We start from the raw sequence: 25,262 nt of genomic DNA, 5'->3' as shown, positions 1-25,262 counted from the left end.
AGGAGAGTTAGTTTTATGAAAACGTTAGTATACTTTGGGGATAGTATTACAGCTGATGAAATGTTTTTCAATGGAACACCGAGGTTAACACCACGTTTGCGAGAGATGTTTCCGAATTGGAACGTAGTGAATGCAGGTGTTCCAGGTGATAATACGTTTGATGCGTTAAAAAGGATTAAAGAAGATGTATTATCACATAAACCAGATTTCGTAACAGTTTTTCTTGGTACAAATGATGCAGTCTCTTTTTCGCAAGGGTCATTACAAGCATACAAAGAAAATTTAGAGAAGATTGTGAACCATATTTCTTCAGGTAAAGTACTGCTTATTAGTCCTGCCCCAGTTGATGAAGAAAGACAGCATAATAGAACAAATGAAGTACTCGGTCAGTATGCAGACGTGGTAGAGGAAGTGGCGAAAGAAACAGGAAGCTATTTTCTAAATTTGTATGCTGAAATGATTCAAGAACGGAATTATAAAAGGTTTGTAGAAAATGATGAAAAAGATGGGCTACACTTTGGACCAGAAGGCTATGAGTATGTAGCGAAGTTAATTGGTGAAAAGTTAAAAGGGATTTTATAAAAAAGCAAAGCGATATCGCTTTGCTTTTCATTGTTTTTAATAGCTCAATCTAGAAATGCTTGTTGCAATGCTTTCAGTCCATCACTGTAAATACTATGAAAAAGGTTTATTGCCTCTTCATCACTAACTTCAACAGGAGTGAACGTACCAGACCACTCTACTACCGATGTGTTACTTTCAGTACCTTCTTTCACCTGGATTGTAGATAAATAATTAGTGACTGGGAATGGTGCATTCATGATTGAATACGTGTAGTATCGTTCTTTCTCATTGAATACTTCTAATCGTTCTATAATCGTGTCACCATCTGGATTAGCTAGGTGACGTACACGACCGCCTTCCGTTAATTTACTGTTAGGTATATAAGGTAACCAGTCTGGAAGGGAGTTGAAACCTCCGATTAATTGCCATACTTGTTCAGGTGAACCGAAAATTTCCATAGATGTAGTAGTCTGTGCCATGTTCATTACGCTCCTTTTCATCCCGGTATTTGCGGGTAAATAATCAGTGGGGATTGCCCCACTGGTTAAGGTTTCAATTTATTTTACGTTGATTGGTAGTGGTGCATTAGGTGCTACTAGTTTTTGTTCGCGCATTTCTTCCCAGAATGCTGCTGGAATTACTGTATTTAAGGCGTTTTGGTCTTCTACAATTCGTTCCGGTTTACTTGCACCAGGAACAACGGCAGCAACTGCTGGATTCGCTAGTGAAAATTGTAATGCAGCAGCTTTGATACTGATTTCGTGACGATCTGCAAGAGCTTTGATTTTCTCAACTTTTGCAATGATTTCTGGTGATGCTTTTTGATATTCGAAGTGAGCACCCCCAGCAAGAATACCTGAGCTATATGGGCCACCAACAACAATATCCATATTATGCTTAACAGCTGCAGGCATTACTCGTTGCAATGCACGCTCGTGGTCTAGTAATGAATAACGACCAGCTAGTAAGGATATATTTGGCTGCGCTTCTTCTAAATCAAGCATTAGTTCAATTGATTCTACTTTGTTTACTCCAAGTCCCCAGCCTTTAATAACGCCTTCTTCACGTAAACGTGTTAGTGCACGGAATGCTCCTGTTCGAGCTGTTTCAAATTGTGAAATCCACTCATCACCATAAAAGTCTTGAGCTAAATCATGAATGAAAACAAAGTCTAGACGATCTGTTTTTAAACGTTTTAAACTTTGCTCAATAGAACGAAGTGTTGCATCTGCACTATAGTCATTGATCATTTTATTTTTGCGGCCAAATTCGAAAAGTCCGCCTTTTTCACCTAAATCGCGTGCAGATGGATCTTCTAGTTCATCTGAAATCGTTCGACCGACTTTTGTGCTTAAAAAGTAATCATCACGATTTCTTTTTGATAGTGCTTCGCCAAGACGAATTTCTGCTAAGCCAGATCCATAAAGTGGAGCTGTATCAAAGTAACGAACGCCATTATCCCAAGCAGCATCCACTGTAGCGATTGCTTCTTCTTCTGGAATATTACGGTACATATTTCCTAGTGGTGCTGTACCAAAACCAATTTTTTCTTTTAGTAATTTACTCATTATTAATATCCTCCTAAAATGTATTTGAAAATTAATTCATCATTGTGAATGGATGTGAAAATGAAAATATGTCATTTCATCGTCGGACAAAATGTATGATAAAAATACTCACTTTAAAGTACCGGGACAAGAATGTAATTTCTAATACTGCATGACTCACTCAACTCTTACAAATGCTATTATGAAATGTATTTTACATAATGAAAAGTACGTACTTTAAAGTGATATAGATACTAAAAAGTAATACAGGTACTTTTTAGTGCCGTACTACTCATCTGCTGTTTACGTATGCTATTATGAAACATGTTTAATAGGATAAAAAGTACGTACTTTAAGGTGCTATAGATACTTAAAAGTAATATTTAAATCTTTAGCTTACTTGCCTTATCACATTATTAAAGGAGATTTTTATATGAAAACATACAATATTCCTGTAGAGGCGACTTTACAGGTTATCGGTGGGAAGTGGAAAGTAGTGATCCTTTGTCATTTAAAGAAAGATAAAAAGAGAACGTGCGAATTAAAACAATTAATGTCTGGTATTACACAAAAGATGTTAACGCAACAATTACGTGAATTAGAAGAAGATGGTGTAATCGAGAGAAAAGTGTATAACCAAGTGCCGCCAAAAGTAGAGTATTCGTTAACGGAATACGGTCATTCTTTAGATGCTATACTCGATTCTCTTTGTAACTGGGGAGAACATCATCTTGAAAAGAATGGCAACACGTCTATGCTCATTACAGCAGAATAAACAAGAAAAAAACGAACGAGAATACGTTCGTTTTTCTTTTTGTATATAGGAATATTTTTAAACGGCATAATTACTTTTTGGTAATATAGGTACTTTTTTGTGCTGTAGGAACTAAAATGTGCCGTATAGAAAATTATTTGTTTTTACGTAACAATAGAGAAGAAATTTAGAAAAAAGGAGGGAGATCGCGTGAAACAATACAATATACCGATAGAAGCAACTTTAGAAATTATCGGGGGAAAGTGGAAAGTCGTCATTTTATGTCACTTAACGAAAGGAACGAAGCGAACGAGCGAGTTGCAGCGTCTAATTCCTGAAATTTCTGTTAGAATGTTGACGCAACAATTACGTGAGCTAGAAGATGATGGTGTGATTACACGTGAAATCTATAAAGAAATTCCACCCCGAGTAGAATACTCCTTAACTGATTATGGGTGGTCTTTGCAAAATGTATTAAATCAATTGACCGTATGGGGAGAACGATGCATAGATAGAAAAAATAGTAAAGTTAAGTGAAATCTATATATGTAATATTGAAACGCCACCTATTGATGAGGTGGTGTTTTTTCAGTATAAAACTTTAGAAAGTTACTACGGTGAAAAGTAGGGATCTATACCAGAATAGCAGTTGTTTTAGCCGTGATGAATAATGGATTAAAGTTTTCATAGGTACTTAAAAGTGCCTTCATCACTTTAAAGTACGTACTATGCTTCATAATATAACCGTTTTATAATGACACTCGTAGCAAGAAGTCATAACGGTTTTAAGCTATGTTCAAAAAGACTTATTAACTAGTATAGTTTTTTGTTCAATTTCTTTAGTAGGAGATGTTTATATGGTTGAAGAACTTTTTTATAAAAAAATACTTAAAAATCTTTTTTCAGATCCAGTTCAAATTACACTTTGGAATGGAGAAACAATACAATATGGAGAAGGGGAACCTCAATTTCATGTAACATTCCATAAGCCGCTTTCAAAAAAAGAGATTGCTAAGGATCCTTCTATTGCATTCGGTGAAGCATATATGAATGGGGATCTTGAAATAGAAGGGAATCTTGAAAAAGCAATTCAATCTATTTATAAAAGGCAGGATAGCTTTTTAGGTGATAGTAAGTTGCAATATTTCAAAAGTAAATGGAATTTCTCAAAACAAAAAAATAAAGATGATATTGCTTATCATTATGATATTGGGAACGATTTCTATAAATTATGGCTTGATGAAACAATGACATATTCTTGTGCGTATTTCCAAAATGAGCAAGATTCTTTAACGACAGCTCAGCATAATAAAGTGAATCATATTTTGAAAAAGTTGAACCTTCAAAAAGGTGATACGCTATTAGATATTGGTTGCGGGTGGGGTGAGCTCATTACAGCTGCCGCTAAGCAGTACGGTGTGAAAGCGATGGGAGTAACGTTAAGTGAGGAACAATATGCTAAGACTTCCGAACGAATTAAACAAGAGGGACTTACGGATTTAGTTGAAGTATCTTTACTTGATTACCGTGATATTAAGAATCGTAAATTTGATAAAATTGTTAGTGTAGGTATGATTGAACATGTAGGAAAAGACAACATTACACAATACTTTGAGACAGTGAATGCACTACTAAATGATGGTGGGATTTCGCTACTTCATTGTATTACTTCTCCGGCCAATGGTGGTGCTACGAATGGTTGGATTGAAAAATATATATTCCCTGGCGGATATGTTCCTGCTGTTAACGAATTAATCACGAACATGACAAACGAACAATTTTACATTGTTGATGTGGAAAGCTTACGTAGACATTATGGGAAAACATTACAGCATTGGGCTCGAAATTTTGAAAACGTACTGGAGGAAGTTCGCAAAACGAAAGATGAGCGATTCATTCGTATGTGGCGCTTATATTTAAATGCATGTGCAGCTTCGTTCTTTACAGGTAATATTGATTTACATCAATTTGTATTTACAAAAGGTATTAACGATACAATTCCGATGACACGTTCTTATATGTATGAATAAGAGCATGTAATGAAGCAGCTCTGTAACTACTCATCGAGTGTAAATAAAATGATGGTAGGACATAAGTCTATAACTTAAAGTCGAGATTGGAATCAGAAAATGATTTCCATCTCGACTTTTTTATATATAATTTTAAAAACAAAACTATATACTTTTAATGATAAAAATATATAATAAATATAGAATCAAAAATTTATGAGCAAGGAAGTTGAAGAATATGACATTAACAATGGGCTTTATTGGATTTGGAAAATCAGCTAACCGCTATCACTTACCGTATGTGAATATACGTAAAAATATAAAAGTAAAAACGATTTTTGCTCGCCAAATTAATGAAGAATTAGCGGCTCCATATAAGGAAAAAGGTGTTAGTTTCACTACTGATTTGAACGAATTGTTGAATGATAAAGAAATCCAAGTAGTGACAATCTGTACGCCAGCACATACGCATTACGAATTAGCGAAAAAAGTTATACTTGCTGGAAAATCAGTTATCGTTGAAAAACCATTTTGCGATACAGTGGAACATGCGAAAGAATTATTAGCTTTAGGACGAGAAAAAGGTGTAGTAGTTATGCCTTATCAAAACCGCCGTTTTGATGGTGATTTCTTAGCAGTGAAGCAAGTTGTGGAACAAGGATTCCTTGGTGATATTGTTGAGGTTGAATCACATATTGATTATTTCCGTCCTGGTTCAATCACTCACGAAGGTCCGAAAGAAGAAGGTTCATTTTACAGTTTAGGTATTCATACGATGGACCGTATGATTTCACTGTTTGGCCGTCCAGATACGGTGACATACGATATTCGTAATAATGAAGTGGAAGGTGCGGTTGATAATTATTTCGATGTTGGTCTACATTACGGAAATAAGTTGAAAATTAAACTGAAAACGAACCATGTTGTAGCGAAAGATTATCCGCGCTTTATCGTTCATGGAACAAATGGATCGTTTATTAAATATGGTGAAGATCAGCAGGAAAATGATTTGAAAGCGGGTATTATGCCTGAGAGTGCAGGATTTGGTGAAGATTCACCGATGTACTATGGAATTGCGAAATATCGCAACGCAAACGGTGATTGGATTGAAAAACAAATTAAAACGCCACTTGGTGATTACGGTCGTTTTTATGATGCAGCGTATGAAACAATTGTAAATGGTGCACCAAAGCTTGTGAAAGACGAAGAAGCGGTAACGAATATTGAAATCTTAGAAAACGGATTTGCTGCGCCATCACCTTCCGTTTACAAACTTGAGGCTTTAAACTTAAATGAATAGAAGAGGGAATACAGCATAAAGGAGGTATGGAAATGGCAAGCGGATCCACACAAGTAAAATACCTCGGCATTTATCAAAAAATGAAACAGCAAATTTTAGACGGCGAATATAAGATTAAAGAAAAAATTCCAAGTAGCCCCGTCCTTGCTGAAGAATTTGATGTTTCTGTCCTTACTATAAAAAAGGCGCTGGATCTGTTAGTTAGAGACGGCTACATCATTCGCCGGCGCGGAAGTGGAACGGTCGTTCAAGATTGGCGTCAGCAAGAAAAGGCGCGAATGATTCAAACTTTAACAGGTACAAAAGCTGTTTATGGCAGTGAGGTAGAAAGTAAAATTATTGAGTTTACGATTGTCGGTGCCGATGAAGTCATTGCTGAAAAATTGGGTATTTCAGTAGGGGATTTTGTATATAAAATCATCCGCCTCCGCATCATTCACAGTATTCCAACGATTATGGAGCATACATGGATGCCGATTTCGGTCATTCCAGGTGTTGATGTTTCTGTTTTAGAGGAATCAATCTACTCCCACATTCAAAATAAACTAGGTCTTCAAGTGGGAACATCCGTTGTTAGGGTTAAAGGAATTCGCCCGGATGATAAAGAAAAGCAGTTTATGAACTTAACAAATCAAGATTTCCTAATGAGAGTGGAACAGGTGGCCTACTTAACGGATGGACGCACTTTTGAATACTCTTACGCCGATCATTTGCCGGAAACCTTTGAATTCGAAACAGTTATTACTGCAAAAAGTTATAAAGAGGTATAAAAAATAGGTTGGGGCACGTATTGCCTCAACCTATTTTCTGTTTTCAATATAGTAGGAACAGCTATTATTCATCTGCTGTAATCAGCATGGATGTGTTCCCGGTTTTTTCAAGATGAACTTCTCCCCAGGAACAGAGGGAATCGAGTATAGCTCCTAAAGACGAACCGTAATCCGTTAAAGAGTACTCTACTTTCGGTGGCACTTGGTCATATACCTTCCTTTGGATTACACCATCTTCTTCTAGTTCCCGTAATTGTTGTGTTAACATTTTTTGTGTAATACCAGGCATTAAACGTTTTAATTCACTCGTTCTTTTTGTTCCTTTTTTTAAATGGCAAAGGATAACAACCTTCCACTTTCCGCCAATAACTTCTAAAGTCGCTTCTACAGGAATATTGTATGTCTTCATAAAAAACCCCTTTGATGAATGTAGATTACAGTTTTGGACTTACATACGCTTTAATAATAAAATTATTTCTTTTTAGTGCCTATAACACTTTAAAGTGCGCACTATTTATTGTGCGAAATATCGTTTATAATAACCGATGTAGAACTGCACTAGAAAGTTTATATGTTACTTTTTAGTACCTATAACACTTTAAAGTACGTACTTTTTATTATGCGAAATATCGTTCATACTAACACATGTAAGTAAGAAATGAATAAAATGTACTTTGAAGTGCATTTGGAATGGGTCGGCATAACACTATGGGGACATTCACAAAAAATGATTAATTAATCCAAGACTTAACATTTGATTAATAGAACTGTAAGGTTTAAAATTACAGTATAGATTTAAGAAGTGAGTTGTCATCATCTGTAAAATGTAGTTTCAACTATTTTATAAAAGAAGCATGCAAAGAACTGAGTAGTAAAAAATAAACGAAACATTGCCGAATAACTAACATTACGTGAATTTGATTCTAAACTGTAATTTTTTTTAATACATTTCAACAAACGATATTTAAAGTGTACATTTTATAAAGAACATTAAAGGAGTGAGTGAAATATGGTGGTTTTATATACAACAGCAAGCTGTGGTTCATGCCGAAAAGCGAAAGCATGGCTGGAGGAGAATCAAATTGATTATACTGAAAAAAATATCGTATCCAATTCTATGACAGTGGATGAACTTAAATCCATTCTTCGTTTAACTGAAGAGGGTGCTACTGAAATTATTTCAACTAGATCCAAAACTTTTCAAGACTTAAATATAAATATAGATGAGCTTTCGCTGAATGAATTTTATAAATTAATAATTGAGCATCCGCTAATGTTGCGTCGCCCAATTATGCTGGACGAGAAAAGATTACAGATTGGTTTTAATGACGAAGAAATTCGTAAATTTTTACCACGTAGCGTTCGAACATTTTTAAATATTGAACTGCAAAAGTTGGCTAATTAATAAGTAATGGTATGAGAGAGAAATTTTTTGAAAGGAGGAAACTGAAGGTGATAGAAGTATGCGTTACAGTGAATTATAAAGATAGAAACTATCAAACAAATGTTATTGTAAGCAAAGATACGGTGTGGACAAAAATTAAACAATTGGCAGAAGAACAAGTCAAAAAACAGTGGGATTTTTAAATATGATTATCAAAAAAATGAAGTTATAGGTTAGAGATTATAACTAAACCCAAGACTTTTCAGGACTTAAATATAGATAAGAAATTTGTTTGAAAGGAGGAAGCAGGAAATGATAGAAGTATGTGTTACAGTCAATTATAACGATAGAAATTATCAAACAAATGTTATTGTAAGCAAAGATACGATATGGACAAAAATTAAACAGTTGGCAGAAGAGCAAGTGAAGAAACAATGGAGTCTTTAAATGTATGTTTAACTTAAAAAGCTAAAGGGAGTTATGGAATGTATTTCTTTATGCTAAGAATGGTTCTTATATATTTTAACGTTTGACTAACCTATCTGTAATATTTATGGCTACAGTATGTTAATATAGGAGAAACAATATTTTTGATCGTAGGAGGAAAACAATGAGCAGCGACTTTACTTTGGCCATACACAGTTTAACTTATTTAGCTTTACAGCCAGACCGGATGTCAACAAGTAATGCGATTTCAGAAAGTGCGGGTGTTCACCCAGTACGTATTCGCAAAGTACTAAGTTTATTAAAAAAACATAAGTTTATACAATCAAAAGAGGGGACTGGTGGAGGTTTTATTTTCGCTCGGGATTTAGATGAAGTTAATCTATGGCATATTTATCAAATAACCTCTGAAGGTGCGTTGCAGCCTAAGTGCCCAGAATCAAATGATCAGTGCATTGTAGGTTCAAACATGCGAAAAGTGCTGTTTACTATTTTCTTAGGTGCGGAAGAACATTTAGGTGAATATTTAAAGAACTATACAATGAAAGAAGTTGTTGATCTTATCAATCAAGAACGTTAAGTGGCTTACTTGTTATATAGAGACGTAAGTTCTTACCATTTAAATGTAATAGAAAATATTACAGTTTAATTTCATTTTTATCGCCACAAAAAATATTTATAAGAAGGTGAAAAAGTATGATGTCAAATAATAATCAAGTTTTAAAAGTAGGAGATTGGGTTCGTGGAATATCAAATGAGGGCGAATTTATAGTTGGTTACGTTGTATCGCTTGATGAAGTGGAAGATGTAGTTACAGTTAGTATTGTGAAACGCGACGACAAGTACACAAAAAACGAAGCGATTTTACTCTTTAGTAAACATGTTAACAAACTTCCTGAATCAAAGGTAATCAATAAGGAGCAAATCCTTTATCTGATAGACCTTGCATTATTAACAGGAGACGAAGAATGGTTTATCGAGCTTTCTTCAAAATTAAACTCGATAAAAGAGCTAGTTAACGAGAGGTTTTAGAGATTACATGATTTGCTTTTAATAGGTTGAATCGTGCAATAATCAATAATATCATCTCTAAGGAAATGATATAAAAACGATTCATTATAAATATAGAAATATTCCTGAAGAAGAGTTGAAAAAATTCGAATTAAGATTACATTGCATTCAGTTGTTTGCACACCTCTGATAACAATTGTTATGTAAATAAGCTGCCCGATATGGGCAGCTTATTGTATTTTTGCGTTTAGCGTAGGTTTTTGTAAAATGTTAGCGGTCCTCTTATTGCCATCAAGTAAAAAGGTAGCTTCCTAAAAATGTATATGAATGCAATGTTGATAATATATATCCTGAAAATTAGTTTATACATTTAAAAAGATATTTCTTTTTAACCACATTAATTATTTATTAGAATATCTTTTTAAATTAAAATAAATTTTTTTGACAAAGAAGAATATAAGTATCTTCATAATAAGTAACTTGGATAAATAATATGTGACTGTGTTTTATGCTAATTCATTCAGTTTTAAGCGATAGGAACAAGGGTTGCATGCGAACTGTAAAATGTTATCTATGTAAAATTATATCCAATTAATATTTCTGAAAATATAAAAATATTAATTTTATAAATATACACGTTATAATGAGGGCGTCGAGAGAAATTTTATTATCTCTGGAGAAAATATAAAAAATGCGATTATTAGTAAGAAAGGTGTGTGATTAGAGGCGAAATGTATGTAAAGTACTTCAGTGGCTTGTGTAAGCAATATCATCAGTGCTACCGAAGTTATGAAAGTTAATGTATAGAATTGAGAAAGAAATGCCTCGCAAATGAAGAGAGGCCGGTTTAGCTAAAATTACTGTTAAAAGTAAAAAAGAGAAACCATGAAAGTAATACACTGTTATTAGAAATGTTGCAACGTATTTATGAAGTCTATTCTATATTGTTCTCTTAAGGGGTCTTTATATAAAGAGCGGATATTACGAGTAAACTTTTTTGTGAACGCTAACAATTATATTAGGACGCTAATTAGCGAATGTTTCAATTTGGATTCATTATGATGAAGGACATACAATGTGGGGCAACTTGTAAGGAATTCATTTTCCGGAAAGGGAATATTTGTTAGATGCAAAGAGAGATGCAGGAATAGATACAAGGGGGAGTTATTATATGAACGGGAATACTGCAAAGAAAATAGAAGTTCAAGCTGAAAATACCGCACTAAACAATGAGCAATATGCAGATCCGAAAAAGTGGCATAAGCAGGATACTACATGGGCACTCAGTCTATTTGGAACTGCAATTGGAGCAGGGGTGCTCTTTTTACCGATTAATGCAGGTTCAGGTGGTTTATTATCTTTACTGCTAATTACATTGCTTGCATATCCAGTTATGTACTACTCACATAGGGCGCTTGCTAAAATGATATACGCTTCTAATTCTGCTGATGAGGGGATCACAGGTACAATTAGAGAGTATTTTGGAAATAAAGCGAGTATCATTTTTAACATCGTATATTTCGGTTCAATTTATACAATCGTACTAATGTATTCGGTTGCGCTTACAAACACTGCAAGTAGTTTTATCGTGCATCAATTGCACATGCCAGAACCTCCAAGAGCAATTTTATCACTTGTATTAGTTCTTGGTCTTATCGCTATACTAAATTTTGGTCAAGATATTACTGTAAAGGTAATGAGTATGTTAGTGTATCCTTTCATCGTTTCTCTACTGTTTATCGCAATATCTTTAATTCCACAGTGGAATACGTCAATGCTTAGTTTTTCAGCTGTTTCAACTGCTTCAACAGGAACAGGCTATTTTGGGACGATATTGATGATTCTACCAATCATCGTATTCTCATTTAATCATTCACCTATGATTTCATCATTTGTTGTGAAACAGAGAGCTACGTATGGAATCGAAGCCACTGATGCGAAATGTGCGCAAATACAAAAGGTTTGTTATATCATGACATTCGCTGTTGTTATGTTCTTCGTTTGGAGTAGCGCATTGAGCTTGACTCCAGAGGATATAAAAATGGCAAAAGAACAAAACTTATCAATTCTTTCATATCTTGCGAATGAGCTTAATTCGCCTGTAATCACGATTGCAGCTCCAATTATTGCTTTTGTGGCTATTACAAAGTCATTCCTTGGCCATTATATCGGAGCATTTGAAGTAATGCGTGACATGATTATTAAGTTTGGTAAATCACGTGGAAAAGATATTGAAGAAAAAACAATTAAGACAATCGTCCTTACTTTTGTTGTATTATCATGCTGGTTTGTTGCTTATACAAATCCAAGTATTCTTGGACTTATTGATTCTCTAAGTGGTCCATTAGTTGCTGCTATCTTATGTCTATTACCGATGTATGCGATTCAAAAAGTACCGGTATTAGCTAAGTACAAAGGGAAAATGAGTAACGTATTTGTTATTATTGTAGGTGTACTTACTGTTTTAGCAAGTATTAAGTCATTATTCTAATTCACGATTTTTGATTTTAGTGTCAAAGTAGTGGAATATGAAATATCTATTTTGGGACAAACTTCTCACGTTGGAGAGTTTGTCCTTTTTATTTAATCTATCAACAAACAGCCACCTTTTCAGAGATAAGGTGACTGTTTCGGTATTAATTTGTTTTAATTATTCACGTCTAAATGGACCTTTTGGAGCAATTAGCTCTAAATTAGTACCATCTGGATCACGGAAGTAGGCAACGCCTGTACCAAATCCAGATTTCAAGCCATCTTCTTCTTGGAAGATAATTGGCTCTCCATCTGGTTCTACCCCAATTGCTTTTAGACGTTCTACAGCGGCGTCGATATCTTCTACTTCAAAACAAAGATGCATCGCACTAATTTGATCATTTGAGTAAGATGCTTTATCTGATTTAGGGGCAACGTATTCTAGAATGTCGATGTTCAAATTGTCTAAGTGTAGATTGGCATATTTAATACGAGTATCTTCAAGTCCTTGTGTTTGCGCCATTCTTGTTCCGCCAATTTCATCAATGTTTGATACTTTCTTACCTGTTAATGCTTCATAAAAAACGATAGATTTTTCTAAATTGCTTACTGTAATTCCGACGTGATTTACTTGTGAAAAGCCTGCTGTTTTTTCACTCATTTTTGTTACCTCCTATTTTTAGGTGGTGTAATGTATCGTTTCACCAATCTTTTACTGTAATTAAAATGGGCCTTTAGTTGAAGTTCTATTCTAATTCGTTTTTAACAACTCAAAAGAAATATAAGAGTATTTTGTAGATAAGAAAAGAATCTAGTATCGGCTAGGTTCTTTTATTTTTCGTTTGTTTTTATACAAAAATTTGATGGGCTTGCATTACAGCCATTGAGCAAAAAAGTTTGATATGAAAAATATTATTCTTTAGTACATACATTTTTAAGATGTTAAATATATTTCATAATAGTCTCTGTAAGATAGGGATAAGTAAAATAGTACTTTAAAGTACCTATAGCACTTTAAAGTGCGTACTTTTTATAATTTTGAATATCATTCATAATAGCACCAGTAAGAAGAAAACAAGCTTTTCGGTACTAGTTACTAATGAGGTTATAACAGTTTATTTAGATTCAGATTGTTTAAAAGGTTGTACGATATGGCCTAATAATTTCAAAAAAATGTCGGTGTGGCATAAAACAATTATGGAGGTTAAAAATATGAGTTCTTCAAATTTGAATGAAATAAGTAAACAAATTTTAAAAGAGGAGGAAACACTTCAATTTTCCTCTTTTACAAATGAAGATGCGTTGCAACTAGGTTTATTTATCGTGGAAACAGCAAAGCAAGAGGGTAAAGTGATTGCTGTTGATATAACAAAAAACGGTGTGCAATTATTTCATTTCAAGATGACAGGGACAAATGCGGAAAATACGAAATGGATTGAGCGTAAAAAGCGAGTCGTTTCCCTGCATGATCGTAGCTCGTATTATATGCAGATACAAAGTGAAATAACTGGAATTTCATATAATGAAAAATATCTTTTAGATACTTCAGAATATGCTGCGTTTGGCGGGTGCTTTCCTATCAGAGTAAAAAACGTAGGGGTTATTGGAATGATAACAGTATCAGGATTACCACCAGAAGAAGATCACGAATTGGTAGTAAGGGCAGTTAAAAATCATTTAAAGCAACAGTTGTAGCTAGTGAATAAATAATTAATTAACTTTAGGGGGCAATACTATGCCATTAATTGAACTAAATACTTGGCCAACCATGTCAATAGAAGAAAAGAAAGAATTCATTTATAATGTAACGGAACTTACAATAAAACGATTAAAAATTGTCCCTGACAAAATTCAAGTGTTGATAACGGAACTTGAGAAAGAAAATTGGGGGAAAGCTGGAGCTGTAGCAAGTGATGCTACCTTTGCTGAGAAAAGTAGGGTGTCCAATTGGGAGACAAAAGAGTCCTACGATACATCGTCTGGTAACGTTGATGGAATGGCTATTATTAAGATTGATATATGGAATACATTTGATCAAGAGACGAAGGATAAGTGGGTAAATGAGCTTACACAATTAACCTCTAAATATACGCATGCACCTTTGGATAAAGTGCTAATTCTTATTCGTGAAATGATTCCAGGAAACTGGGGGCAAAGTGGTGTAACGGGAGCCGATAAAGATTTCCTTTCCAAAAGTCGTACATTTTAATGAATTAATAAAAAGGCAAAAATGAACATATTTCTGTTCGTTTTTGCCTTTTTTATTATTTGTTTGTGATAATGAATAGATCCTTTACATTTTCAAGTAATATCCTCTAAAGTCGCCTCTCTAGGAAGAGAGTATTTCTCCATATGAAACCTTTCTTCGTTGAATGTAGATGTTAATTTTGGAGCAAAATAAGCTAGGTTATATAAATGTTACTTTTTAGTACCTATAGTACTTTAAAGTACGTACTTTTTATTATGTTAAATATGATTCATAATAGCACATGTGAGAGGGAAACAAGCTTTATGGTACTAGTAATTAACTATGTTACTTTTTAGTACCTACAGCACTTTAAAGTGCGTACTATTCATTATGTTAAATATATTTCATAATAGTACATGTAGGAGAGAGACAAGCTTTACGGTACTAAAAAGTATCTATAGTACTTTAAAGTGCGTTCTTTAAAAAGAGAATGAGACCATTCATAATAGCGTTTGTAGAGATTAAATATATGTTTTGAAAGATAAAAGGGCCTTTTTATCGCACTATTATGATAGGAATTATAGGGAAGAGGGGAAATCAATTGAATTCATATACAGCATCGTCTTCAGAAGTTCAGACGAATCGAAGAAGTATATTTGCGTTATTAGCGCTAGCAATTAGTGCGTTCGGGATTGGGACAACTGAATTTGTTAGTGTCGGTTTATTACCATCTATTTCGGAAGATTTACATGTGTCGGTGACAACAGCTGGTTTAACAGTTTCTTTATATGCGTTAGGCGTAGCATTTGGTGCTCCAGTATTAACGTCGTTAACAGCTAATATGTCACGAAAAACGTTATTAATGTGGATTATGATTATTTTCATTATTGGTAACGGAATTGCAGCTGTCGCAACAAGTTTCACTGTATTACTTATTGCGCGAATTGTTTCTGCACTTTCGCATGGTGTGTTTATGTCAATTGGTTCAACGATTGCTGCGGCACTTGTACCAGAAAATAAACGTGCTAGCGCGATTGCCATTATGTTTACTGGTGTAACAGTTGCAACTATTACAGGGGCACCAATTGGAACATTTATTGGTCAACAATTTGGCTGGAGAACATCATTTTTAGCAATTGTAGTAATTGGAATTATTGCCTTAATCGCAAATAGTATTCTCATTCCATCTAATATGAAAAAAGGTGCGTCTGTATCATTCCGCGATCAGTTTAAATTGATTACAAACGGAAGACTGTTACTAGTTTTCATCATTACTGCATTAGGATATGGGGGAACATTCGTAACATTTACGTATTTATCTCCGTTATTACAAGAAGTAACAGGATTTAAAGCTAATACAGTTACGATCATTTTATTAGTGTATGGAATTGCCATTGCAATAGGGAATGTGATTGGCGGGAAATTATCGAATCATAATCCGATTCGAGCGCTATTTTACATGTTCTTTATTCAAGCGATTATATTATTTGTTTTAACATTTACAGCGCCATTTAAAGTAGCTGGGTTAATTACAATTATTTTCATGGGACTATTCGCATTTATGAATGTTCCAGGGTTACAAGTATATGTCGTAATGTTAGCTGAACGATTTGTACCGAGTGCTGTCGATGTTGCATCGGCAATTAATATTGCGGCGTTTAACGCCGGGATTGCTCTTGGTGCTTATTTAGGTGGTATTGTAACGAATTCGTTAGGGTTAATTCATACGGCTTGGGTAGGCGGCATTATGGTAGTAGGTGCTGTTATTTTAACAGCATGGAGTATGTCATTAGAAAAACGAGATCAAGTAAAATAAAAGGAGAGAAAATATAATGAAAAACTTACAAAGTACAACAACATTGCATAACGGTGTAGAAATGCCTTGGTTCGGTTTAGGCGTATTTAAAGTAGAAGAAGGACCAGAACTTGTAGAAGCAATTAAATCAGCAATTAAGGCAGGATACCGTAGCATCGATACAGCTGCGATTTATGGAAATGAAGCAGCTGTAGGTGAAGGAATTCGCGCTGGTATTGAAGCGACTGGAATTTCAAGAGAAGAATTATTTATCACTTCAAAAGTATGGAACGCAGATCAAGGATATGAAGAAACAATTGCTGCATATGAAGAGAGCTTAAAAAAATTAAAACTAGATTATTTAGATTTATATCTTGTTCACTGGCCTGTAGAAGGGAAATATAAAGATACGTGGAGAGCGTTAGAAACGCTTTATAAAGAAAAGCGTGTACGTGCAATTGGCGTAAGTAACTTCCAAATTCATCACCTGCAAGATGTAATGAAAGATGCAGAAATTAAACCAATGATCAACCAAGTAGAATACCACCCTCGTTTAACACAAAAAGAACTACAAGCTTTCTGTAAAGAACAAGGTATTCAAATGGAAGCATGGTCACCATTAATGCAAGGTCAATTATTAGATAACGAAACATTACAGGCAATTGCGGAGAAACACGGCAAAACAACAGCACAAGTTATTTTACGTTGGGATCTTCAAAATGGAGTAATTACAATTCCAAAATCAACGAAAGAACACCGTATTATTGCAAATGCTGATGTATTTAACTTTGAATTAACGAAAGAAGATATGGAAAAAATCGATGCGTTAAACCAAAATCACCGCGTTGGTCCAGATCCTGATAACTTTGATTTCTAAGATTAAAGAATGAGTAAAAAGAGTGCAAAGTTGCACTCTTTTTATTTTCTATTCAATAAAATGTTTCTGTTTATTTGATTAGCGTTTATATTATGGCTGTTGAATTGCTTTTGGCTATGTAGAGAACTTACTCTAAGACAGTATTAAAGTTTGACATGTAATCATGCATTCTATAATATGTATGCTATAGCATGTATATTGTAAGTTATTTGGAGGTGGCATATGGACTTATATGAGTGAACAGGGTATCTTGTTCATCGCACTGATGTGAAATTAACAAAATATATAATGTAAGTTTTTAATCACATATTGATTATAAATTTTATCTTTTATATGCTATAGCATATAAAATTCGCCTCTTAAATTGTAATGGCGAAAATTTAAATAATACAGTAGATATATTATGAAACGAGGAGATTTTAGTTATGGAAAAATTTATATTAGCGTTTGATAGAGAGCTTGTAATTGCAGAAAAAAAAAGACTCAACATGGAGTGTCCAATCACAGTTTGTAGGTGCGAATCCAGTTGCGTTAGCTTTAGATCCATACGATCCAGAAAGAATGTATTGTGGTACTTTTGATAGGGGATTATGGAGAAGTAAAGATGGGGGAAGTTCATGGGAAGCGATTGGTACGTTACCTTCCTTCGGTGAAGTCTTCCCGGCTAATGCCATTCATATGAGAGCTATTACAGCAGTTGCTGTATCTCCAGCAAAGGGAGATGACGGTAACGGGATCGTATATGTAGGAACTGAACCGAGCGCCATGTTTGTATCTAAAAATGGAGGAGACAGCTTTGAACTGCTAACGGATTATCGACAAATGCCATCGTATTCATCATGGTTCTTTCCTCAACGAACATATACGCACCACGTAAAACATATTGAAATTGATGCTAATAATCCAGAAACTATATATACAACGATTGAGGTTGGGGGATTAATTAAAAGTGTAGATGGAGGTAAGACCTGGACTGAGGAAAAAGAGGGGAACTATCCTCAAGATATTCACATTCTTACATCACATCGCAATGCTCCAAATCGTTTATACGGGGTGTTAGGTGATTCATTCTTGAAAGAACCAGGTCAAGAGTATGCGGAGAGTAATGATGGAGGTAAGACTTGGAACTATATGTGTAGTGGACTCAAGCATCATTATGCATATCAAATGGCAGTTAACCCAAATGATCCAGAAAATATTATTATCGCGACATCTTCAAATCCACACGTAGCGCATGATTACAATAATGGAAATTGTGAATCATTTATTTATAAGAAAGAAAAAGATCAGCCTTGGGCAGAAATGAATGCAGGTTTACCAACTCCTAAAGGCACAATCATACCAGTATTAAAGGCAACAAGTGATGGAACGTTCTATCTGTTTAGCAATAAAGGAGTGTATCAGCCAGTAGATGGTGGTTCAAATTGGACATCATTAGAGATTCCTTGGGAGAATAGATTTATGGAACAACATCCTTATGAGATGTTAATCATTAAATAAGTGATTGATATAGATATTACTACTATTCATTGGTAATGTTTAGTTGAATTTAAATTAAAAATGTAAAAAGCCAGGTAATGCATTATTCATGCTACCTGGCTTTTTTATCATCAATTTAAGGTTATTTTCATATTTGTGTAAATATGAAACAAGCAGGATACATGAATAGAGAATGGGTAAAATAATACCGAATGATCACTAGATTGTATCAATGATGCTATAAGAGTTTTTTTAGGTAAACTGAAGCAAGAAGCAGTGGTTTAGATTCAGAATGACTAGCAATTGGTGTTATGGAGTTCAATGGTTCAAAAATGAACTCATTTCAACTCATATTATCTTCGCAATGTAACATTTTGAAGAATATTAAAACTTAGGAGGAATTGAATTATGACAAAAGATTTCTATACTGCATTGAAAGAAAGACGTACTTACTATGGGATTAATAAAGAGGTACAAGTATCAGATGAAAAAATTAAAGAAATCGTGGAGTTTGCTGTGAAATATACTCCATCCGCTTTCAATTCTCAAACTGCGCGATTAGTTGTATTATTTGGTGAAGCTCATAATAAATTATGGGATATTACAACTGAAACATTAAGAAAAGTAGTTGGAGATGGAGATTTTTCAGGAACGCAACAAAAAATGGATTCTTTTAAAGCTGGTTATGGAACAGTACTATTCTTTGAAGATGAAGCTATTGTTAAATCGCTTCAAGAAAAATTTGCTGCATATGCTGAAAACTTCCCAATTTGGTCACACCAAGCATCAGGTATGCACCAATTAGTCGTGTGGACAGGTTTAGAAGCAGAGGGGTTAGGGGCATCTTTACAACATTATAATCCATTAATCGACGATGAGGTAAAACAAGAATGGAATGTTCCTTCTAATTGGAAACTAATTGCACAAATGCCATTTGGTAATCCAACAGCTGCACCAGGAGAAAAAGAATTCCAACCGCTTGAAGAGCGTGTGAAATTTCATAAGTAATAAACGTTATTCATAAGGAATGAGTAAAAAGATCCTAGTTATGAATTCCATCACAAATGTAGCAATATGTATATTAAAAAACACGAAGACTTTAAAGTCTTCGTGTTTTTTTGTTCATGTTTGAAAGTGATAAAGGAGTATGATGGTTTTTAGTTAATTAGGATAAAAATAATCCTATAACTGTATGTAAGAATGTGTGATTTTACAACCTTTTCTATGATAAAAAAGATACTACTTTAGCAAATATAAAGAGTTAGAAATTATAGTTTATAGGGCACTTTTTTGTTCCTATGGAACTTTAAAGTGCGTAATTTTCTTTATCGTTAATATATATCATAATGGTATTTATTAGTTGGTTTTAGCTTTACTCTGCTGTTGATGTGATTTTTTAATTCCGTACAGAGTGCAATAGCTACATAATTTTCGTTTATACTCTTTTGAAAAAAGGGTGGATCAGCTTATTTTCTGTTAAAGATAAGAGAAATGAACCACAATATAAACGTAATTATTTATTCCAACGTAAGTCAATCATGTAGCACATGAATTTGGAGGGATCTATATGCATATGCAATTAAAAGGGAAAACAGCACTGGTTACTGGATCTACGGCAGGCATTGGAAAAGCAATTGCCACTTCATTAGTAGCGGAAGGAGCTACTGTACTTATTAATGGACGCCGTGAAGAAAATGTTAATCAAACGATAAAAGAAATTCGAGCGCAGTATCCTGATGCCATTCTTCAACCTGTAGTAGCTGATTTAGGAACAGAACAAGGGTGCCAAAATGTGATTGAAAAGTACCCTGAAGTAGACATTCTTATTAACAACTTAGGAATTTTTGAACCTGTAGAATATTTTGATATCCGTGATGAAGATTGGTTTAAATTGTTTGAAGTCAATATTATGAGTGGTGTTCGACTTACTCGCTCGTACTTGAAAAAAATGATTGAAAGAAAAGAAGGAAGAGTTATCTTTATTGCTAGCGAAGCAGCTATTATGCCATCTCAAGAAATGGCTCATTATAGTGCGACTAAAACGATGCAACTCTCACTTTCTCGTAGTTTAGCTGAGCTGACGACAGGAACGAATGTGACTGTTAATACTATCATGCCTGGTTCGACTTTAACGGAAGGAGTGGAGACTATGTTAAATAGTCTTTATCCTAATGAGCAATTGACAATAGAAGAAGCTGAGAAGCGATTTATGAAAGAAAATCGACCAACCTCTATTATTCAAAGACTTATTCGACCAGAAGAAATTGCCAATCTTGTCACTTTCTTAAGCAGCCCACTATCTTCAGCGATTAATGGTTCCGCGTTGCGAATAGACGGGGGATTAGTACGTAGTGTATTTTAATAAATTTAAAACAACATAATATGCTGTTGAAGGTAAAGATGGTAAGGCAAATGAGTTGTATTTTACTTATTAACAGAAATATACAAAAAATAAATTGTGATATGACAACAGCCGGATTTTCTACTATAAGAAAAATTCGGCTGTTATTTTTTTATTTGTTGTAAAGGATGGGAAGCTTTTAAGGTTGTGGCACGCCTCTTAAGACAAAGATAAGGCGAAGTGATCCTGCTGTTATTTGTATTATTTAGTGAAAGTTACCAAACGTTTTTCAACACTATTTTCCCTATTGCTTTATTTGATTCCAAATATTCATGTGCTTGTGCAATTTCATCAAACGTAAAAGTTTTCGAATCTAGCAATGGGCGAAGTTTTCCTTCTTCTACTATTTGCGTTAGTTTATTTAAAATTTCCCCACAAGCGTCACGTTTATCTGTATGTAATATTTTTAACGCCATAAAAGTAACGTGCAGAGAGAGTCCTTTTGCGTGTAAAGGAGAGAGGTCATGGGTTGAACGAGCTGCAATTGTTACGACAGTTCCGTTGATTGCAGCAGCTTCGAAAGAGTTATCGAGATTTTTGCCACCTACTGTATCAAATATAACTTCAAATCCGTTGCCATTCGTATGTTTTTGCACATATTCTTGAACAGATTCTTCTTTATAGTTAATAGCTACGTCAGCTCCGAGACGATGGGCTATTTCTATTTTGCTTTGCTGAGAAGCGGTTGTAAAAACTTTAGCACCAGCCCATTTAGCTAGTTGAATGGCTACGTGTCCTACGCCACCAGTAGCTCCATGAATGAGAACATTTTGACCAGGTTTAATATTTGCACGATCAAATAAAGATTCCCAAGCTGTAATTGCCACTAATGGTAGAGCAGCTGCTTCTTCCATTGTTATATTGTTAGGTTTGTGAGCAATTAATCGCGTATCAGCAAGCATAAACTCTGCAAGTGCACCACCAGTTTCTTTAAAACCTCCGGCACATCCGTATACTTCATCGCCAGCTTTGAATTTCGAAACACCTTCTCCTACTTCAATAACAATACCAGCTACATCGCCATGTAATATAGCTGGAAACTCAGGAGCGACTGCTGAAACGGCACCACTACGCATTTTCGTATCGATTGGATTTACACTTGTTGCTTTTACATCGATTAGAACATGACCTGGTAAAAGTTTTGGTTTTGAAACTTCTTCTAATTGAAATACAGATGAATCCCCAAAAGAATGGATAATTTGTGCTTTCATAGTTTATACCTCCTGTTTATGGTTATAGCATAGCAAAGTACGAAAAATAAGTATAATATTTTGAATTTGGTTAGTGAGAATTTTATATAGAGAAGGGGAAAGTACGTGAAATCATGTAACGTACTTGCAAAAGCAACAGTAAAGTTTTTTGAAGAAAGGATAGATGTTATTTTTGCAGCACGATTTATTCATTATGTTTATTACTACTTACTTAGTATAGGTACTTTTAAGTGCCTACATCACTTTAAAGTACGTACTGTTATTCATGTTATGGCCGATTTATAATAACACTCGTAGCACAAAGAAAGTTATGACGATGACAATCGGCAACAATGTGGTGCTACAGTATTGCTTATGAATTTTGAGAAGAAATATGAAAAGTATAGATTTATATAAATAAAGGAAAGTGAGTGAAACAAATGGAAAAGTTTGCGAATCATTTTGGATATAATCGTATGTTTGCGAAAGATCAGCTTACATTAGGAGTTCACATTCCGATTGAAAATTATCAGTTTCATGCTCCAACGATGGAAAAACAAGTAGAGTTAGTACAAAAAGCAGAACAATATGGTTTTACAGGTGTATGGCTTCGCGATGTTTTACTGCAAGACCCTGACTTTGGTGATCCTGCAACAGGTCAAATTTACGATATGATGATTTATTTAACGTATTTAGCAAGTAAAACAGAGAAAATCGCATTTGGAACGTCGGCAACCGTATTGTCACTTCGTCATCCATTGCGTGTAGCAAAAGAAATTGCTACATTAGATCAACTATTTCCAGAAAGAATTATGCTTGGCGTTTCATCCGGTGACAGACGTGCCGATTTCAAAGCGCTAGGTGTTAGTCATGAAACACGAGGTGAAAAGTTTAGAGAAGCGTTTGCTTACTTGGAAGAGATTTTGTATAAAAACTTCCCGTCTATCCAGTCGACACTAGGAGAAGTGAATGGAGCGAATTTGGTTCCAAAACCGTCTAAACGTGTTCCAACCTTTATTACAGGTTTTAGTCAGCAAAATATGGATTGGTTCGCTGAACATGGTGATGGATGGATGTACTACCCACGTAGTCCAGTGCATCAGGCAGCAGCAATTGGACAATGGAGAGAACTAGTAGAGGATTATCATCCAGATGTATTTAAACCATTTATCCAACCGATGCATTTAGACTTATCTGAAGATCCAAATGAACGTCCTACACCGATACGTTTAGGTTACCGTACAGGGCGTAAGGCACTAATTGAATTACTTGATATATATAAAAGTATTGGTGTGAATCATTTATTCCTTGCTCTATTTGATGGTCAACGTCCAGCTGACGAAGTATTGGATGAGCTAGGAGAAGAAGTACTACCTCATTTCCCAGCATTGTAAAGGAGTGAAAAGAATGAAAGCGATAGGACTTATGCAATATGGAGATAAAAGCGTACTACAAGAGATTGAAATGCAGACACCGCTATTAGGAGACACCGATGTACTAATTGAAGTATATGCAGCTGGTATAAATCCCGTGGATTGGAAAATACGTGAAGGTTTACTGCAAGACGTAATTTCTTATGACTTCCCGCTCGTTTTAGGATGGGATGTTGCAGGTGTAGTTGCTGCTATAGGGCCAAACGTAACAGCATGTAAAGTGGGGGATGAAGTATATAGTCGTCCGGATATTGAACGAAACGGTGCTTATGCAGAGTACGTGGCTGTAGATGAGAAATATGTGGCGAAAAAACCGAGGAATTTATCTTTTGAAGAGGCGGCATCAATCCCTCTTGTAGGTTTGACAAGTTGGCAAAGCTTAGTGAAGTTCGCAAATGTTCAAAAAGGTAATAAGGTTTTAATTCATGCTGGATCTGGCGGAATTGGTACGTTTGCTATTCAGCTAGCGAAAAGTTTCGGTGCACATGTTGCAACTACGACTAGTACGAAAAACATGCAGTTTGTAAAGGATCTAGGCGCTGATACTGTCGTCGATTACAAAACAGAAGACTTTTCTTCGCTTTTGCATAATTACAATATTGTTTTTGATGTGTTAGGCGGAGATGTACTAAAGGATAGTTATAAAGTGCTTGCACCAAATGGAAAGTTAGCGTCTATTTATGGTCCGAAAGGTATGGAAATTCCGCAAACCGAGATATCAAGAGAGAAAAATATTGAGAGTGACCATATATTTACTGAACCTAACGGATATGAACTTTCTCTTATTACAGAATTAATTGAGGACGGGAAGATTAAACCCGTTGTAACGCATGTGTTGCCTTTACATGTAGAAGGTGTAAAAAAAGCACACCACATAAGTGAGTCAGAGCGTGCTCGTGGCAAAATAGTATTGAAGAAACATTGGTAAAGTATGAGGTTTTAGAGACAGTATTGTGCTAAGTAGCAAATGAGTTTATATATTCTATTCTAGCAATTGTTTTAAAAGGGAGAGAACAAATGGATTCAATGACATTTCTTTTATTTGGAGCGACAGGGGATTTAGCGAAACGCAAAATTTACCCTGCTTTATACAAATTATTTAGTAATGGGAATATACCGCAATCTATTTCTATTATCGGTATTGGTAGAAGGGTAATGTCAGATGTGGAATTTCAAACAAAGGTAGAACAATCCCTTGCTACATTTTCTAGAAGATCTACTGATGACGAATTAGGAGTAGAAGAATTTATTAGCACATTTCGTTATTGTCAATTAAATACAGCGAATATAGAGGACTATCAAGATTTGTTGAGTCTTGTAAAGAGACGTGAAACAGAATTGAACATTCCTGAAGACCGCATGTTTTACCTATCTGTTATACCAGAAGTATTTGATGTCATTGCTTTAAATATTAAGGAAAGTGGATTGTGGGCTACAAAAGGATTGAACCGTCTTATTATAGAGAAGCCTTTTGGTCATCATGTAACGTCTGCTCACGAGTTTAACAAAAAATTAATTGAAGATTTTGATGAAACTGATATTTTTTATATCGATCATTATCTTTGAAAATGAGTGGTAACTAAGGATAAACTTAGAAAAGTATTACGAAATAAATAGTATGTAATTTAAGACATTTTTATTGAC

At 34.7% G+C, this 25,262-nt stretch carries 27 protein-coding genes and 1 pseudogene; 23 read left to right on the top strand and 5 right to left on the bottom strand.

Annotated elements, in window-relative coordinates; genetic code table 11:
• Positions 1-15 precede the first annotated feature (15 nt).
• Positions 16-582 (top strand): SGNH/GDSL hydrolase family protein, encoded by a 567-nt coding sequence (locus ACTFR9_RS09115; protein WP_000855412.1) that lies wholly within the window; start codon positions 16-18, stop codon positions 580-582.
• A 44-nt stretch (positions 583-626) separates the two neighbouring features.
• Here the strand turns inward: ACTFR9_RS09115 and ACTFR9_RS09110 are convergent, their stop codons facing one another.
• Both ACTFR9_RS09110 and ACTFR9_RS09105 read right to left on the bottom strand, forming a co-directional pair.
• Positions 627-1,043: an SRPBCC family protein gene (locus ACTFR9_RS09110; protein ID WP_000079489.1), complete on the bottom strand. Its 417-nt coding sequence runs from the start codon at positions 1,041-1,043 to the stop codon at positions 627-629.
• Between the two features lie 78 nt (positions 1,044-1,121).
• On the bottom strand, positions 1,122-2,132 hold the full coding sequence (locus ACTFR9_RS09105; RefSeq protein WP_000040518.1) for an aldo/keto reductase: 1,011 nt from the start codon (positions 2,130-2,132) through the stop codon (positions 1,122-1,124).
• Between the two features lie 412 nt (positions 2,133-2,544).
• Here ACTFR9_RS09105 and ACTFR9_RS09100 point away from each other — a divergent pair, with 412 nt between their 5' ends.
• The 5 genes from ACTFR9_RS09100 (at position 2,545) to ACTFR9_RS09080 (ending at position 6,944) form a co-directional block, all read left to right on the top strand.
• Positions 2,545-2,886 (top strand): winged helix-turn-helix transcriptional regulator, encoded by a 342-nt coding sequence (locus tag ACTFR9_RS09100; RefSeq protein WP_000860838.1) that lies wholly within the window; start codon positions 2,545-2,547, stop codon positions 2,884-2,886.
• A gap of 189 nt (positions 2,887-3,075) precedes the next feature.
• Complete coding sequence (locus ACTFR9_RS09095) at positions 3,076-3,402, top strand: winged helix-turn-helix transcriptional regulator (RefSeq protein ID WP_000816333.1); 327 nt, start codon at positions 3,076-3,078, stop codon at positions 3,400-3,402.
• Between the two features lie 320 nt (positions 3,403-3,722).
• Positions 3,723-4,895 carry a cyclopropane-fatty-acyl-phospholipid synthase gene (locus tag ACTFR9_RS09090; RefSeq protein ID WP_000229049.1) on the top strand — a complete coding sequence of 391 codons (1,173 nt, stop codon included), beginning with the start codon at positions 3,723-3,725 and terminating at the stop codon, positions 4,893-4,895.
• Positions 4,896-5,112: 217 nt separating this feature from the next.
• Positions 5,113-6,174: an oxidoreductase gene (locus ACTFR9_RS09085; RefSeq protein ID WP_000176610.1), complete on the top strand. Its 1,062-nt coding sequence runs from the start codon at positions 5,113-5,115 to the stop codon at positions 6,172-6,174.
• A gap of 32 nt (positions 6,175-6,206) precedes the next feature.
• Positions 6,207-6,944 (top strand): GntR family transcriptional regulator, encoded by a 738-nt coding sequence (locus tag ACTFR9_RS09080; protein WP_000146299.1) that lies wholly within the window; start codon positions 6,207-6,209, stop codon positions 6,942-6,944.
• A gap of 64 nt (positions 6,945-7,008) precedes the next feature.
• Here ACTFR9_RS09080 and ACTFR9_RS09075 read toward each other — a convergent pair whose 3' ends face one another.
• Entirely contained in the window at positions 7,009-7,353 is a 345-nt protein-coding gene (locus ACTFR9_RS09075) for a winged helix-turn-helix transcriptional regulator (protein ID WP_000860831.1), read from the bottom strand.
• Between the two features lie 600 nt (positions 7,354-7,953).
• Here ACTFR9_RS09075 and spxA point away from each other — a divergent pair.
• From spxA to ACTFR9_RS09045, 6 genes are all read left to right on the top strand, one after another.
• The gene (spxA, locus tag ACTFR9_RS09070) at positions 7,954-8,349 is read left to right on the top strand and encodes a transcriptional regulator SpxA (RefSeq protein WP_000261180.1); all 396 of its coding nucleotides are present in this window, start codon (positions 7,954-7,956) and stop codon (positions 8,347-8,349) included.
• A 47-nt stretch (positions 8,350-8,396) separates the two neighbouring features.
• Complete coding sequence (locus ACTFR9_RS09065) at positions 8,397-8,531, top strand: BA3454 family stress response protein (RefSeq protein WP_000573519.1); 135 nt, start codon at positions 8,397-8,399, stop codon at positions 8,529-8,531.
• A gap of 109 nt (positions 8,532-8,640) precedes the next feature.
• A complete protein-coding gene (locus ACTFR9_RS09060; RefSeq protein WP_000573531.1) occupies positions 8,641-8,775 on the top strand; it encodes a BA3454 family stress response protein in 135 nt (44 codons plus the stop codon).
• 163 nt (positions 8,776-8,938) lie between these two features.
• A complete protein-coding gene (saiR, locus tag ACTFR9_RS09055) occupies positions 8,939-9,352 on the top strand; it encodes an Rrf2-family transcriptional regulator SaiR (protein WP_000093217.1) in 414 nt (137 codons plus the stop codon).
• A 116-nt stretch (positions 9,353-9,468) separates the two neighbouring features.
• A complete protein-coding gene (locus ACTFR9_RS09050; protein ID WP_000987474.1) occupies positions 9,469-9,804 on the top strand; it encodes an IDEAL domain-containing protein in 336 nt (111 codons plus the stop codon).
• A 1,150-nt stretch (positions 9,805-10,954) separates the two neighbouring features.
• Positions 10,955-12,274: an aromatic amino acid transport family protein gene (locus tag ACTFR9_RS09045; RefSeq protein WP_001014181.1), complete on the top strand. Its 1,320-nt coding sequence runs from the start codon at positions 10,955-10,957 to the stop codon at positions 12,272-12,274.
• 159 nt (positions 12,275-12,433) lie between these two features.
• Here the strand turns inward: ACTFR9_RS09045 and ACTFR9_RS09040 are convergent, their stop codons facing one another.
• Positions 12,434-12,916 carry a VOC family protein gene (locus ACTFR9_RS09040; protein ID WP_001291681.1) on the bottom strand — a complete coding sequence of 161 codons (483 nt, stop codon included), beginning with the start codon at positions 12,914-12,916 and terminating at the stop codon, positions 12,434-12,436.
• 512 nt (positions 12,917-13,428) lie between these two features.
• On the opposite strand from ACTFR9_RS09040, the gene ACTFR9_RS09035 reads away from it, so the two are divergent.
• The 7 genes and pseudogenes from ACTFR9_RS09035 (at position 13,429) to ACTFR9_RS09005 (ending at position 20,956) form a co-directional block, all read left to right on the top strand.
• Positions 13,429-13,950 carry a heme-degrading domain-containing protein gene (locus ACTFR9_RS09035; RefSeq protein ID WP_175556114.1) on the top strand — a complete coding sequence of 174 codons (522 nt, stop codon included), beginning with the start codon at positions 13,429-13,431 and terminating at the stop codon, positions 13,948-13,950.
• Between the two features lie 40 nt (positions 13,951-13,990).
• The gene (locus ACTFR9_RS09030; RefSeq protein ID WP_001128292.1) at positions 13,991-14,464 is read left to right on the top strand and encodes a tautomerase family protein; all 474 of its coding nucleotides are present in this window, start codon (positions 13,991-13,993) and stop codon (positions 14,462-14,464) included.
• Positions 14,465-15,044: 580 nt separating this feature from the next.
• Positions 15,045-16,259, top strand: a complete 1,215-nt coding sequence (locus ACTFR9_RS09025; RefSeq protein ID WP_001089895.1) for an MFS transporter — start codon at positions 15,045-15,047, stop codon at positions 16,257-16,259.
• Positions 16,260-16,275: 16 nt separating this feature from the next.
• Positions 16,276-17,115, top strand: coding sequence for an aldo/keto reductase (locus tag ACTFR9_RS09020; RefSeq protein ID WP_000793584.1), 840 nt, complete (start codon positions 16,276-16,278; stop codon positions 17,113-17,115).
• A 425-nt stretch (positions 17,116-17,540) separates the two neighbouring features.
• Positions 17,541-18,615: pseudogene (locus ACTFR9_RS09015) on the top strand (WD40/YVTN/BNR-like repeat-containing protein).
• Between the two features lie 387 nt (positions 18,616-19,002).
• Positions 19,003-19,602, top strand: coding sequence for a nitroreductase family protein (locus tag ACTFR9_RS09010; RefSeq protein WP_000158947.1), 600 nt, complete (start codon positions 19,003-19,005; stop codon positions 19,600-19,602).
• Positions 19,603-20,161: 559 nt separating this feature from the next.
• A complete protein-coding gene (locus ACTFR9_RS09005; protein ID WP_061131026.1) occupies positions 20,162-20,956 on the top strand; it encodes an SDR family NAD(P)-dependent oxidoreductase in 795 nt (264 codons plus the stop codon).
• Positions 20,957-21,210: 254 nt separating this feature from the next.
• Here the strand turns inward: ACTFR9_RS09005 and ACTFR9_RS09000 are convergent, their stop codons facing one another.
• Complete coding sequence (locus ACTFR9_RS09000) at positions 21,211-22,206, bottom strand: zinc-dependent alcohol dehydrogenase family protein (protein WP_000647245.1); 996 nt, start codon at positions 22,204-22,206, stop codon at positions 21,211-21,213.
• A gap of 105 nt (positions 22,207-22,311) precedes the next feature.
• Between ACTFR9_RS09000 and ACTFR9_RS08995 the strand changes: the two genes are divergently transcribed.
• The 4 genes from ACTFR9_RS08995 (at position 22,312) to ACTFR9_RS08980 (ending at position 25,184) form a co-directional block, all read left to right on the top strand.
• Positions 22,312-22,491, top strand: coding sequence for a hypothetical protein (locus ACTFR9_RS08995; protein WP_000833784.1), 180 nt, complete (start codon positions 22,312-22,314; stop codon positions 22,489-22,491).
• A 134-nt stretch (positions 22,492-22,625) separates the two neighbouring features.
• Positions 22,626-23,579 carry an LLM class oxidoreductase gene (locus ACTFR9_RS08990; protein ID WP_000410338.1) on the top strand — a complete coding sequence of 318 codons (954 nt, stop codon included), beginning with the start codon at positions 22,626-22,628 and terminating at the stop codon, positions 23,577-23,579.
• A 13-nt stretch (positions 23,580-23,592) separates the two neighbouring features.
• A complete protein-coding gene (locus ACTFR9_RS08985; RefSeq protein ID WP_000643802.1) occupies positions 23,593-24,546 on the top strand; it encodes an NADP-dependent oxidoreductase in 954 nt (317 codons plus the stop codon).
• Between the two features lie 89 nt (positions 24,547-24,635).
• On the top strand, positions 24,636-25,184 hold the full coding sequence (locus ACTFR9_RS08980; RefSeq protein WP_000377928.1) for a glucose-6-phosphate 1-dehydrogenase: 549 nt from the start codon (positions 24,636-24,638) through the stop codon (positions 25,182-25,184).
• Positions 25,185-25,262 lie beyond the last annotated feature (78 nt).

Source organism: Bacillus cereus group sp. MYBK222-1 (genome assembly GCF_051916425.1).
GTDB classification, from domain to species: Bacteria; Bacillota; Bacilli; order Bacillales; family Bacillaceae_G; genus Bacillus_A; species Bacillus_A paranthracis.
This window is presented reverse-complemented; position numbering and strand designations above follow the sequence as displayed.